This is a genomic window from Streptomyces sp. NPDC005794, from assembly GCF_042871445.1.
Taxonomy (GTDB): domain Bacteria; phylum Actinomycetota; class Actinomycetes; order Streptomycetales; family Streptomycetaceae; genus Streptomyces.
In genome coordinates, this window is record NZ_JBIAIN010000007.1 from 66,215 (window position 1) to 79,218 (window position 13,004).

Consider the following 13,004-nt stretch of genomic DNA (forward strand, 5'->3'; position numbering starts at 1 on the left):
CCAGCCGCTGGGCGGCCGGACGGCGAGGGGTGGGAGAAGACGAGCAGCCCGGGTCAGGGCAGACACCACCTTGCCCGCCGGGGGCTCCGGCGGGCAAGGGAATTGAGCGGTATCTGAGCTTTGAACAGGGCTTTGACCTGCTACTTCTTCCGATTCGCGGGGGAGCCTGCCGCTTCTCGCGCAGTGAATCCGATGTCCTCGTAGCGGGGTGCGGCGAAGCCGAAGGCACCGACGTTCGCCAGCTTCTTGTCGACAGCGACCAGCTGTGGCCTCTGATACAGCGGAATCGATCCCGCGGCGGCCCAGATCCGTGCGTCGGCCTGCTTCAGCAGGTCCCTCGACGCTGTGGCGTCGAGCTCGGAGACCGCCCGGTCGAAGAGCTGGTCGACATGGTCCGAACCGACCCGCGTGTAGTTCTGCTCGACGAGCAGCGAGCCGTCGGTGGCGGGCTCCGGCTTGGCGAAGATCGGACGGCCGTCGGTCGCCGGGTAGGCGGTGGCGGGCCAGGAGTACAGCGCCATGTCGTAGTCGCCGGAGGCGATGTGGTCCTTGAAGTAGCTGTCGTCGTCGACCTTGGTGATCTGCGTGCTGACGCCGATCGAGTCCAGCATCCCGACGATCTTCTTCCCCACGGCGCGCAGCGCCTGCGATCCGGGGCCCGAGGGCAGGACGAAGCGGAGGGTCAGCGGCTCGCCGCCCTTGCCGAGGCGGTCGTTGACCGAGCCGGGGGCCGGTGCGGCGGTTCCCGCGGGGGCGTAGGCGCCGGGCTGCTTGTCCTGGGCGCTGACCTCGGCGTCACCCGGCTTGTCGTCGCCGACGATGTACGTCCCCTCGTCGCGCGAGGCCTTGTCGTCCTTCTCCGCCTTCTCGGCTTCTTCTTCGGCCGCCTTCTTCTCACCGGCCTTCTTCTCGGCGGCCTTCCTCTCGGCCTCGCTGCCCGCCTTGGTGTCCTCGGTCTTACGGGTGGCGCCGCCCGGAGTCCAGCCCGCGTCGGCCAGGAGGGCCCGTGCCTCCTTGGTGTCCTGTTCGCCGAGCGCCCCGCTGCCGTCCTTGTATCCGGGCTGCCCGGCCAGGGCCAGGTGACTGCCGGGCGGCTTCGCGGGCAGACCGAGCGGCTTCAGTACGGTGTCGGCGAGTTCCTGCCGGTCCAGCGTGCGGGCGATGGCGCGGCGTACCCGGTCGTCGGACAGGGGCCCGGACTCGCCGTTCAGCGCGAGCTGGGTGTAGGCGGGCTCCAGGGACTTGCGTACGGCGAACCCGCGCAGCGACTTCTGCTCGGCTGCGTATGCCGCGACGGCCTCCCGGTTCTTCTTACGGGCGGCCTGCGCCGTCTCGGCGGCCTCCTCGTCCGAGCCGTGGGCGAGCGCCCAGGACCGCAGGGCGGCAGCCGGGGTGATGCCGGCCCCGGGGCCGTGGGCGGGCGGCTGACCGTTCCCGCTGCTGTAGCGGGCGGCGCGGGTGATGCCGTCCGCCGTCGCCGCGTCGATGTCGGCGACGTCCACCGTGCCCTCGGTCAGCGCCTCGGCGCGGTCCCCGGGTTCGACGGCGCGGAAGACCAGGGACTTGAGCTTGGCCTCGTTGCCCCACCAGCGCGGATCCCGGTCGAGCACGACCGTCCCCTTGCTCTTGTTCACGCTGCGCAGCCGGAACGGTCCGGCGGTCTTCTTGAGGGCTGTCCTGGCGCCGTCGTTGAAGGTGCCGGGAGACCCGGTCACCTCCTTCGGGTACAGCGGCGAGAAGAGCGAACGCCAGTCGGCGTACGGCTTCGAGAACGTGACCCGGACCTGCAGGTCGTCCTTGCCCCGTTCGATCTTCTCGATCCGCTCGTACCCCGCGTTGCGCGCGGTCCAGAAGGCCGAGTCCCTGCCGCTCAGCGCGCGCCACTGGGCGACGAAGTCGGGGGCGCCGATCTCCCGGCCGTCGCTCCACACCGCCTGCTGGTTGAGCTTGTAGAGGACGACCTGCCTGGGCTCCTGCTCGATGACCTTCGCCGACTCCAGGTAGTCCGGGTTGAGCCGGGGCTCTCCCCGCGCGTCCATGGGGAAGAGCGTGGGCAGCACGGCGCCGGTGATCCGGGTGGTCGCGCTGTCGGCGTCGGCCTGGAAGGCGTTGAGGGTGGCGGGGACCGCGTCGATCGCCCAGGTGAGGGTGGAACCCTCGGTCACCCGGTGCCGCGAGGCCGGGGCGATGTCCTGCGGGACGGCCACGGAGGTGGGGTCCTCGCTGTCCGAGGTGCAGCCCGCCAGTACCGGGATCGTGAGCACACCCGTCGCCAGGAGCGCGACCGAGCGGCGCTTTCGGGCCGTCCCGCGTGGGACGCCGACGTGGGCCATGGCTGATACCTCCGGGGCCGGCCCGACCCACCCCGTACCGGAATGGACCGGATGTTGCGTTCTGGTGGCATTTGCAGTTGATCAGACTGATTCGCTGATCCACTGAAGGCACCCGCACGCGCGGGGGGAGGAAGGCGCGGCCGGTGGGGCCGTGGAAGTCACCCGTGCGGCCCCGGTCCGTCACCGGTCGGCGGCGGTCAGCCCAGGAGTCCGACGGCGGCGATGGTGGTGGTGCCGGTCTCACCGAGCCTCGGGAAGATCTTCTCGAGGCTGTCGCGGTGGGGCGTCGGCGTCCATGCCGGTGACCACGGCTCTCCCACCCCGGCGGCCCCCGCCCGGAATCCGCTCAGGGATTGCGGCTGCCGTCGGTGACGCGGTCGATCCGGTAGTGGTCGGCCACGCACCCCCCGGGCCAGTACGAGCGTCCCTGCCGGCTGAACGGCTCCAGCATCTGGCTGATCACGAGCCGCTCGTACGGAAGGACACGTGCCCCGGCCGCGGCCCCCTCGCGCAACCGTCGGTCCTGGGCGTCCCACTTCCCGGCCCGCGCGCGCATGTCCGCGTCGAGGGCGACCAGTGCGACGGCCGGGCCGAAGCAGACCGTGACGCAGAGCACCGCGCAGGCGGCTTTGAGGACGCCGGTCCGGCGCGCACGCCGCCGGACCGCCCCGCCCAGCAGCGCACCGGCGCCGACGAGCAGGGCGACGTACACCAGGAGGTAGTCGTTCCACAGCCGGTTGGCACTGGGGTCGCTCACCCGGTCCTGGAACACCGGGTAGCTGATGACGGTGCAGAGGTAGCCGGACACGAGGAGCGCGGTCACCCAGGCGCAGGCCGTCAGCGGCAGGCGGGCCGGCCGGCCGGGCGGACTCCCGTCCGGGCGCCGGCACGACAGGCCCACGAGCGTCCCCACCGCGACGGCTCCGACGTACTGCCAGGTGGTGGCCACCGTGACGGTGATCTCGGCGAACCCGCGCAGCGAGGCGGTGAGCGACTCCGGCGCGAGCATGGACGTCGTACGCGCCCCGAACCGTTCCCGCCGGGACTGCGAGCCGGGTGAGGTGATCAGAACGAGGGCTCCGGCCCCGACGCCGACGATGCCCGCCACGCACCAGCGGCGCAGGAAGGTCCGGCCGGTCCCGGCGGCACGGCCACCGAGGAGTAGGGCCGTGACCAGCAGCACCACCGTGACGATCGCGGTCTCCTCGGACAGTGTGCCGATGGCGGCGCCCGCGAGCAGGGCGACGCCGAGCGCCACCCCCCTGCCACGGCGCGAGCGGGCCGCGAGGTACGGAAGCAGCGCGGCGCAGGCCAGCACCGGCGGCATGGTGTGCGAGACGGACGCGGCGGGCCAGTAGAACGTCTTGTACGTGTTGGCCGTGACGAACAGGAAGAGGGCGGTCGCCGTCGCGGCGACCAGGAGCGGCAGCCCGCGCGGCACGGTGAGCCGGGCACGGCGCAGGGCGAGGACCGTCGCCGCCCAGAGCACCCCGAGCGTCAGCACGCCGCTGACCAGGGCGTACCACTGGTGGCCCGGCACCTGGAACGTCGCATAGGCACCGACCAGCAACGCGTTGGTGACCCGTCCGTTGTCGTCGAGGTAGAACTCGCCGATGAGGCCGGTGACGCCGTGGTCCCGCACCAGGGGCAGGAAGCACCAGTCGTCCGCGCCGGGACGGACCCACCGTCCGAACCACGCGGCGGCGGCGAGCAGGGCGAGGGGCGGGAGGGAGAGAGCGGTCAGCCACACGGAGGTACGCGACGGCTTCCGGGAGCCGTGCTCCCGCCCTGCCTTCGGCGGGACGGACGGACCCCGCTCATCGCCCGGCCGGTCCGGAACCTCTGTATCCGGTGTGCTGTCGGACATCCGCGGTCACCGCTCCTCGGAGGAGTGGACGGGGCGTTCGGGGCGGGGCTCGGCCCCCGGCCGTTCCGGCAGCCGGACCGCCCCTCCCGGTGGCGGGGGGACGGAGCGCCCCGACATGATCGCCCACCTGGCCAGCAGGAAGGAGAGCGGCGTGACGAGGACACCGGCGGCCAGGGCGGCCAGGTTCTTGTCCATGCCGAGCGTGCTGACCGCACCGTGGAGCAGCACGCCCGAGGCCACGAGATTGACGAGGCTCGACACGGGATAGCGCAGGAACGCGTGCCATGTGGGCTTCGTCCGGCAGGTGACGTAGGAGTTGAGCAGGAACGAGCACACGATGCTGATCGCGTACCCGATGACATGCGCGACCAGATAGGGGATCCACGGGTTCAGGGAGGCGTAGACCGCGAGGTAGACGGCTGTGTTCACGCATCCGACCAGCAGGAAGCTGCCGAACTGGCGGGCGGTACGGGTCCGGGTGGAGGCGGGTTCGACCGGCCCGGCGACGACCCGGGGCAGCGGACGGTCCGTCGGCTCCGGGCAGTTCTCGTCGGTCTCCCGCACCACGTAGGGCGGACGGCGTTTCGCCTCGTGATAGATGCGCCCCACGTATTCGCCGATGACCCCGAGCGTCACCAGCTGGATTCCGCTGAGCGCCACCACGGCGGTGAGCAGCGTGGCGTAACCCGGCGTCTTCGCGCCGTGCAGCACCACGGTCACGACGGTCCACACCGCGTAGGCCAGCGCCGACATGAAGACCCAGAAGCCGGCGTAGATCGCCAGGCGGAGCGGACGGTTGTTGAAGGACAGGAGCCCGTCGATGCCGTAGTTCAGCAGCCGCCTGCTCCCCCACTTGGAACGGCCGGCCGCACGCTCGCTGTTGCGGTAGCGGAAACTGACCGTGTCGAAGCCGACCCAGGAGAAGATCCCTTTCGAGAACCGGTTGCTCTCCGGCAGGGACAGGACGCTTTCCACCGCCCGCCTGGACAGCAGGCGGAAATCTCCTGATCCGTCGATGAGTTCCACCTCCATGCAGCGGCGCACCACCGCGTAGTAGGTGTGGCTGAGGACCCTGCGGACCACGCCCTCGCCCGAGCGGTCGCGACGCGGGATGACCTGGTCGTAGCCGTGCCGGTGCAGTTCGAGCATCCGGGGGATGAGCTCGGGCGGGTGCTGGAGGTCGGCATCCATGATCACCACGGCGCCGCCCCTCGCCATGCGGAGACCGGCGAGCATGGCGGCCTCCTTGCCGAAGTTCCGGCTGAACGCCGTGTAGCGGGTCCGCTCGTCCTGTGCGGCGAAGGCGTTGAGCAGCAGCCGCGTGCGGTCGCGGCTGCCGTCGTCCACGTAGCAGATCTCGAAGCTCTCCCCGAGCCGCTCCAGGACGGTGAGCAGAGCCGTGTGGAAGGACCCGATGACCTCGGCTTCGTTGAAGCAGGGCACGACGACCGACAGCTGAAGGTCGGTCATGCGGCACCTCCGAGGTCCTTGGGCCCATACCTGTTCACCACAGTGGCCCACGCGCGGGCGAAGTCCTCTTCATCCGGTCGCGGAGGCGCGAGCCGCCGTGTTCTTTCGCGCGAACGGCGCATGCGCGAACGGGCGGGCCGACCCGTCCGGCCTGCGGACGACCGAGTCGCTGGACCGGAAACGTCTACATATCATCGCAAAAGTGACACTCCTCGCACCCGCCGGCCGGACCTCCGTTTCGGGCAGGGTCCTGCTCTCCTGCCTGCTCGCCGCGCTGGCCGCCGGGTGCTGGCTCGCGCTGCCCGCCTCGGTGAGCGCCCGCGCCGACGACCCCGTCGACCTGTCCCGGCAGGGGCAGATCACCGACCGGGCCGGCGCTCTGGGCAGCCGGACCGGTCAGGTGGAGGACGCTCTCGACCGGCTCTTCGAGGAGCGCCGCGTCCAGCTGTTCGTGGTGTACGTCCGTGACTTCTCCGGCCGCGACACCCAGACCTGGGCCGACGGGACCGCGAACCGCAACGGCCTGGGCCAGGAGGACGTGCTGCTGGCCGTGGCCACGCACGACCGGCAGTACGCCTACTCCGTCGACCAGGGGGCGCGCCTCACCGACGCCCAGCTCCAGGACGTGGCGAACACCGCCATCGAGCCGGCTCTCCGGCAGAACGACTGGGCGGGAGCCGCGATCGGCGCCGCGAACGGCTACGCCGCGGTGCTCGCCGGTGACCCCGTCCCGGCCCCCGCCCTCACCCCGGGCGCCACGGATCCCGGGGGCGGCTCCGACGGCGGAGCGTCGGCCGACCTCATCGTGCCCCTCGCCCTGGTCGTCGTCGCGGGGGCGGTCGCCGCCTTCGCCTTCGCGCGCCGCAGGCGGCGCGCGAGGACCCGGACGACGCCGGCGGCGGGCGGATGGGGCGCTGAGGCCGGAGGGGCGGCCGAGCCGCCGGTTCCGCTGCCGGAACTCGACGCGCGGGCGAAGGAGGATCTGGTCGACACGGACGACGCCGTGCGCACCAGTGAGGAGGAACTCGGCTTCGCCACGGCCCAGTTCGGCGAGGAGTCGGCAGCTCCGTTCGCCGGGGCGGTCCAGCACGCCAAGACGGAACTGACTGCGGCCTTCCGGCTGCGGCAGCAACTGGACGACGCCCTTCCCGAGGACGACGCGACGCGGCGCCGCATGCTCGACGAGATCATCAGCCGCTGTGCGGACGCCAACGGACGCCTGGACGCCATGTCCGAGGACTTCGACCGGCTGCGCGCCCTCGAACAGACCGCCCCGCAGGCCGTGGCCACCGCCGAGACCACCTTCCGCGAGCTGGTCGCACGCGTCTCCGCCTCGGAGTCGGCACTCGGCGCGATGCGGGACGGTTACGCCGAGTCGGCGTCCGCCCCCGCTGCCGAGGGCATCGAACAGGCCGAGGACCGGCTGGCCTTCACCACCTCCGCCCTCGACCAGGCGCGTCAGGCCGTGGACAGCGGTGACAACGCCCGGGCCGCGGTGTACCTCCGCGCCGCCGAAGGGGCGATCAGGCAGGTGTCCACCTTGGTGGACGCGGTCGACCGGCGGGCCGGGGAACTGGCCGAGGCGGCGGGCAAGCTGCCGGGGGCGCTCACCGAGACGGAGACGGACCTCGCCGACGCCAGAGGCCTGCTCGACGGAACCCCGGAGGGTGTGCCGACCGCCGATCTGCAGGGCAGGGTGGCCCGCGCGGAGGCGGTGGTGAGCGATGTGCGGGAGGAGCTCGGTTCCGGCCCGTACGACCCCGTCGACGCGCTGCGCAGGGTGGAGGAGGCCGACGCGGCGCTGGACGAGGCGCTGGCGGGCGCCCGTGAGCAGGAGCAAGGCAGCCGGCGGGCGCGCTCGCTGCTCGACCAGGCGATGCTCACCGCACGGGCGGCGATCGGCGCCGCCGAGGACTTCATCACCACCAACCGGGGCGCGGTGGGCAGTCAGGCACGCACCCGGCTCGCGGAGGCCCAGCGGCATGGGGAGAGGGCCGGGGAGCTGTCCTCGGCGAACGACCCCCAGGGCGCGCTGGCCGAGGCGCGGCAGGCGGACGCGCTGGCCACGCAGGCCCTGAGCCTGGCCGAGCAGGACGTACACGGCTATCGCGGCCGGGACGGCTTCGGCGGCCCGCGCGGCGGTGGCGGGACGGGCGGCGCCGTGCTGGGCGGCATCATCCTCGGCGGGCTGCTCGGCGGCGGGCGGGGCGGAGGGCTGGGCGGAGGCTTCGGCGGCGGATTCGGGGGCGGGCTCGGTGGATCCGGGGGCGGGTTCGGTGGTGGTCCGGGCAGCTTCGGCGGCGGGGGGACCCGTGGCCGGCGGGGCGGTGGAGGCCGCTTCTGACGCGCTGCGCGGGTGTGCCACGCAGGACGCCCCCTTTCGTACGACGGATGTCACGAGTTCTCGCACAAGGAGAGGTGCCATGACCAAGCAGACCGTCCTCGGCCGCGTCACTCAGCTGGCCCGGGCCAACATCAACGCCCTGATCGACCAGGCGGAGGACCCGCAGAAGATGCTGGACCAGCTGATCCGCGACTACACCGCCAACATCGCGGAGGCCGAACAGGCGGTGGCCACCACCATCGGCAACCTGAGGCTGCTGGAGGAGGACCACCGGGAGGATGTCGACGCGGCCCGGGAGTGGGGCCAGAAGGCACTCGCCGCCAGCAGGAAGGCAGACGAGCTGCGGGCCGCGAGCTCGGGTGTGGAAGCAGACACGTTCGACAACCTCGCCAAGGTGGCACTGGGGCGGCAGCTCCGGTCGGAGCAGGAGGCGAAGACGGCCGAGCCGACGATCGCCTCGCAGACGGTGGTGGTGGACAGGCTGAAGTCGGGTCTGGACCAGATGAAGAACAAGCTGACCCAGCTGAAGTCCGAGCGCGACGAACTGGTCGCGCGCGCGGCGTCCGCGCAGGCGCAGAACCGGATGACGGACGCCGTGAAGAGCATCGACGTCATGGACCCGACGAGCGAGCTCGGCCGCTTCGAGGACAAGGTGCGGCGCGAGGAGGCGAGGGCGGTGGGCCAGCAGGAACTCGCCGCGTCGTCCCTGGACGCCCAGTTCGAGCAGTTGGACAGCCTCGGGGACAGCGCGGAGATCGAGGCCCGGCTCGCCGCCCTGAAGTCCGCTCCGTGACCGAAGGCGGCCTCAGGACAGGCGTGCGGCTCGTCAGTACATGCTCAGCAGTTGCTCCACGGAGAGTTCGGCGGCGGGCGCTCCGTCCGGCAGCGCCAGCTCGAACCACACCGTCTTGCCGCGCGGGGTGCGCCGCGATCCCCAGGCCGCGCTGAGCAGCCCGACCAGTTGCAGCCCGCGGCCGCCCTCGTCGGTGTCGCGTGCCCGCCGGCGCCGCGGCTGGACGAGCCCCGCGTCCCACACCTCGCAGACGAGCGTGCGGTCGCGCAGCAGCCTGAGCCGGATCTCGCCCTCGCCGTAGCGCAGGGCGTTGGTGACCAGCTCGCTGACCAGCAGTTCGGTGGTGTCCACCAGGTCGTCCAGGCCCCAGGCGGTGAGCTGGTCGCGGGCCAGCTCACGGGCCCGCGCGACCGAGCGGAGCTCCCGCGGGAGCGGCCAGTCTCTCACCGCGTCCGGGGCGAGACCCTGGATACGGGCCATCAGCAGGGCGATGTCGTCCTCGCCGTGCCGGGTGTCGAGGGTGGTCAGCACGTGGTCGCAGACGTCTTCGAGGGGGTGTGACGGATCGCTGAGGGCCTGCCGGAAGGCGTCGAGGCCCTCGTCGAGCGGATGGTCGCGGGACTCGACGAGCCCGTCGGTGTAGAGGGCGAGGAGCGCACCCTCCTTGAGCTCGACCTCGACCTCCTCGAAGGGTTCGCCGCCGACGCCGAGCGGCATGCCCGGCGGTACGTCGAGCAGCAGGGCGGCCTCGCCCGGCTCGGCGACCACAGGGGGGAGATGGCCGGCGTTGGCGAAGGTGCACCGCCGGGTGACCGGGTCGTACACCGCGTACACGCAGGTCGCCAGGTACACCTCGGCGAGGTCGGCCTCACGTGACTTGTTGGCGGCCCGCGAGGGCCACTGAGCGCCGCCACCCGCGCCGAAGCCTTCGCTCCGCCCGCCGCCGCCCGGGGTGCCGAGGCCACGGGCGACCTCGTCCAGGGCGGAGAGCACCTCGGCGGGTTCCAGGTCCAGGAGCGCCAGCGTGCGGACCGCGGTGCGCAGTTCGCCCATGGCGACGGCGGCCCGCAGTCCACGGCCCATCACGTCGCCGACGACCAGGGCCGTGCGGTGACCGGGGAGTTCGATCACGTCGAACCAGTCGCCGCCGACCTCGGTGGCCGTGTTGCCCGGAAGGTAACGACAGGCGATGTCCAGGCCCGCCGCCTCGGGGTCGCCCGGCGGGAGCAGGCTGCGCTGGAGGATGAGCGCCCGTTCGTGCTCGCGGCGGTAGAGGCGGGCGTTGTCGATGCAGACTGCGGCGCGGGCCGCGAGCTCGGTGGCCAGGGCCCGGTCCCGCTCGCCGAAGGGCTCGCTGCCCTTGGTCCGGGAGAACTGGACGAGGCCGACGACGACGTCGTGCGCGACCATCGGCACGGCGAGCGTGGAGTGGACGAAGCCGCTTCCGTCGCCGGGGATGTCCGCGAGGCGGCCGGTGCGCAGGGCGACGGCACAGGGTGCGTGGAACGGGTAGCGGTGGACCGAGCCGAGCGCGGGCGCACCCGCGTCCCCGGCGGTCTCGCCGGCACCGGCGAGGACTCCCGGGAGCGCGTCGGACACGGCGCTGGCGTGGGCGACCCGGCGCAGCTCCGCCGAGCCGGTGCCGGACTCCTGGTGGTGCCTGCCCCAGCTGCCGGGCGAGGCCTCCTCGCCGGTGAGCAGTCCTTGGTAGAGATCGACGGAGGCCAGGTCGCAGAAGCCGGGCACGGCGACGTCGAGCAGTTCCCGGGCGGTGGTCTCCAGGTCGAGGGAGTTGCCGATGCGCGCGCTGGCCTCGTTGAGCAGGGCGAGATTACGGCGGGCGCTGGCCGCCTCGCGGGCGGCGATGTGCCGTTGTGTGACGTCGGTGGCGAGTCCGGCGATGCCGACGGGACGCCCGGAGCCGCTGTGCACCCGGTAGAGGTTCATGGACCAGTGGCGTCGGCCCGTGGTGCCGGGCGGGGTGCCGACGAGCTGGAGATCGGTGACGGCGTCGCCGGTCTCCAGGACACGCTTGAGCGTGGCGGAGAGCCGCTCGGCCTCGGCGCGGACCAGGTAGTCGTCGACCGTGCGGCCGCGGTGGTCGTCGGCCACGCCCCCGAAGACGGTGGCGAACCGATCGTTGGCCCGTACGACGGCGAAGTCGGTACCGAAGAGCACGAAACCGAAGGGAGATTGGCCGAAAATCGCCTGCGCGGCAGCGATGTCCGTCTCGATGCGCCGGAGCGCCCGGACGTCGACGACGATGCAGAGCGCGGCGCGTTCGCCGGTCTCCGTCTCGCTCGGCATGACATAGATCTCGGCGAGCCCACGGACCGCGTTCTCACCCGGGATCCGGAACGGGACGAAGCCCGTCCACTCCTTGCCGTCCAGGATCTCGCCGATCCTCCGCCGTGCGTCGGGCCGCACCTCGGCGGGCATGAACGCCTCGACCGGGTCCCTGCCCACCACCTCGTCGGAGGTCATGCCGAAGAGACCGGCGGCCCGCCGGCTCCACTGCTCGATCAGCCCGTCGGTCCCGATCGAGAACGAGGCGACCTTGATGTAGTCATAGATCGAGCCAGGCGGGCTGCTCTGCCACATGACGTCGCCCGCCGTCCCAGGTATTTCGCTCACGCGACCGTCCCCTCCAGCTCACACACCGGACCGGTCCTGCCCGCAGTATTCAGCACTACGGGCCTCACCGGCACGGCGTTCACGATCACAGCACGGTCTCAGTCCCTTTCAGCCAGATCCTGCCCGACCTCCGGTGATCGCTGTGCGTCCCCTCCCACTCCTAACCAGGCAGAGCGAGCTCGAACCACACGGTCTTGCCGCTCTTTCCGCGCCGGGTTCCCCAGCGGCGCGCGGAACAGGCCACGAGCTGCAGTCCACGGCCGCCCTCGTCCTCGGGTCCGGCAGTGCGTTCGGTGGGCGGATCCGGAACCGGATCGGAGACTTCCACCAGCAGACCCCGCCCCTCGGGCCCCTCGTCCGGCCCTTCCCCGTTCGACGGCGGCCACCTCAGCCGGACGCCGATGGGGCCCGAGGCGTAACGCAGGGAATTGGTGACCAGCTCGCTGACGAGCAGGACGGCGACATCGCCCACCGCCGCGTCGAGCCCCTCCTGGTGCAGTGCGTCACGGACCGCATGCCTGGCGCTGCGCACGGAGCCCGGCACCGCCGGAAAGCTCCACTCGGCACAATCGCCTTCGGTATCGGTCACGCCGATCACTTCCCAGGGCCGGCAGCGGGGGCGCACCCTGTTCAAAGGGTATGAACGGCACATACCCGATATTCGGCGCACATTACCGCTGCCTGTGACCTATGGGGCGTACGGGTGTACGTCTTCCTGCCGAGCCCGGCGGCACACGGTGCCGCTCACGCCCGCGAGGCCTCCCGCAGACGGCGCACCACTTCGGCCACAGCGGGGCGGTCCTGGTCCAGCCAGTCGACGGTGCCCGTCTCCTCCGGGGCGAGCCAGCGCAGCTCGTCGTGGTCCTCGAGCGGGCTGGGCTCACCGGACAGCAGCCGGACCGTCCACACCCTGAGCACATAGCCGGGTTTCAGCGGCCACTCCCCCGGGATGCGCTCCAGAGGCTCCGCCTCCACACCGAGCTCCTCCCGGAGCTCCCGTACGAGCGCCTGCTCGCCGCTCTCGCCCGGCTCCAGCTTGCCGCCCGGCAGCTCCCAGCGCCCGGCCAGCTCCGGCGGGGCGCTGCGGCGGGCCGCCAGGAGCCGCCCGCCGTCGCAGACGGCCCCGGCCACCACCACGGAATCACTCATGTGCCGGAGCGTAGCCGGTGACCCCTCCCCGGCCGGGGCCTCCCTACGGGCAGGGCCGCTTACGGGCGCGCGCTCCGGCTCGTTCGCTCCACCCAGTAGAGCTGCTTGTGTCCATGACGGTCCAGGTCGTCCGCGATCTTCTGCGCCTCGTCCTGCGTCGCGTAGCGCCCGACGCGGTACCTGTTGCCGTTGTCGTCCTGCCTGATCACCAGCCAGGGGAGCACGGCGCTGCTGTCCGTCATGATGTTCCTCTCCAGCATCCCGCCCCTCTCCCCACCGGCGTGCACGTCTCTAAGGATCCACAGGAAACCGCAGTACGCATATGCCCGAGCGTACGCCTGACCTTCACTCAGCGGATGCGTGTTTACACAAAGAGATACGCATCCGGCCATACCAAGGGGGGCGCACTCCCCG

10 protein-coding genes are annotated in these 13,004 nt (G+C 72.0%); 2 read left to right on the top strand and 8 right to left on the bottom strand.

Annotation, left to right across the window (positions count from 1 at the left end):
- Positions 1-140: 140 nt before the first annotated feature.
- The 4 genes from ACFYQ5_RS13200 to ACFYQ5_RS13215 form a co-directional block, all read right to left on the bottom strand.
- Positions 141-2,333, bottom strand: a complete 2,193-nt coding sequence (locus ACFYQ5_RS13200; RefSeq protein WP_389197023.1) for an ABC transporter family substrate-binding protein — start codon at positions 2,331-2,333, stop codon at positions 141-143.
- A 197-nt stretch (positions 2,334-2,530) separates the two neighbouring features.
- Positions 2,531-2,653, bottom strand: coding sequence for a hypothetical protein (locus ACFYQ5_RS13205; protein WP_389197025.1), 123 nt, complete (start codon positions 2,651-2,653; stop codon positions 2,531-2,533).
- Positions 2,654-2,679: 26 nt separating this feature from the next.
- Positions 2,680-4,200: a DUF6056 family protein gene (locus ACFYQ5_RS13210; RefSeq protein ID WP_389197027.1), complete on the bottom strand. Its 1,521-nt coding sequence runs from the start codon at positions 4,198-4,200 to the stop codon at positions 2,680-2,682.
- A gap of 6 nt (positions 4,201-4,206) precedes the next feature.
- On the bottom strand, positions 4,207-5,670 hold the full coding sequence (locus ACFYQ5_RS13215) for a glycosyltransferase (protein ID WP_389197029.1): 1,464 nt from the start codon (positions 5,668-5,670) through the stop codon (positions 4,207-4,209).
- Positions 5,671-5,872: 202 nt separating this feature from the next.
- Between ACFYQ5_RS13215 and ACFYQ5_RS13220 the strand changes: the two genes are divergently transcribed.
- Positions 5,873-8,014: a TPM domain-containing protein gene (locus ACFYQ5_RS13220; protein WP_389197031.1), complete on the top strand. Its 2,142-nt coding sequence runs from the start codon at positions 5,873-5,875 to the stop codon at positions 8,012-8,014.
- A gap of 79 nt (positions 8,015-8,093) precedes the next feature.
- A complete protein-coding gene (locus tag ACFYQ5_RS13225; protein WP_389197033.1) occupies positions 8,094-8,807 on the top strand; it encodes a PspA/IM30 family protein in 714 nt (237 codons plus the stop codon).
- Positions 8,808-8,840: 33 nt separating this feature from the next.
- Here ACFYQ5_RS13225 and ACFYQ5_RS13230 read toward each other — a convergent pair whose 3' ends face one another.
- The 4 genes from ACFYQ5_RS13230 to ACFYQ5_RS13245 all read right to left on the bottom strand — a co-directional run bounded on the left by ACFYQ5_RS13230 (position 8,841) and on the right by ACFYQ5_RS13245 (position 12,832).
- Positions 8,841-11,408: a SpoIIE family protein phosphatase gene (locus tag ACFYQ5_RS13230; RefSeq protein WP_389197472.1), complete on the bottom strand. Its 2,568-nt coding sequence runs from the start codon at positions 11,406-11,408 to the stop codon at positions 8,841-8,843.
- Between the two features lie 193 nt (positions 11,409-11,601).
- Positions 11,602-12,039 carry an ATP-binding protein gene (locus ACFYQ5_RS13235; protein ID WP_389197474.1) on the bottom strand — a complete coding sequence of 146 codons (438 nt, stop codon included), beginning with the start codon at positions 12,037-12,039 and terminating at the stop codon, positions 11,602-11,604.
- A 146-nt stretch (positions 12,040-12,185) separates the two neighbouring features.
- A complete protein-coding gene (locus tag ACFYQ5_RS13240) occupies positions 12,186-12,590 on the bottom strand; it encodes a (deoxy)nucleoside triphosphate pyrophosphohydrolase (protein ID WP_389197035.1) in 405 nt (134 codons plus the stop codon).
- Positions 12,591-12,649: 59 nt separating this feature from the next.
- Positions 12,650-12,832 (bottom strand): SPOR domain-containing protein, encoded by a 183-nt coding sequence (locus ACFYQ5_RS13245; protein ID WP_389197037.1) that lies wholly within the window; start codon positions 12,830-12,832, stop codon positions 12,650-12,652.
- Positions 12,833-13,004: the final 172 nt, after the last annotated feature.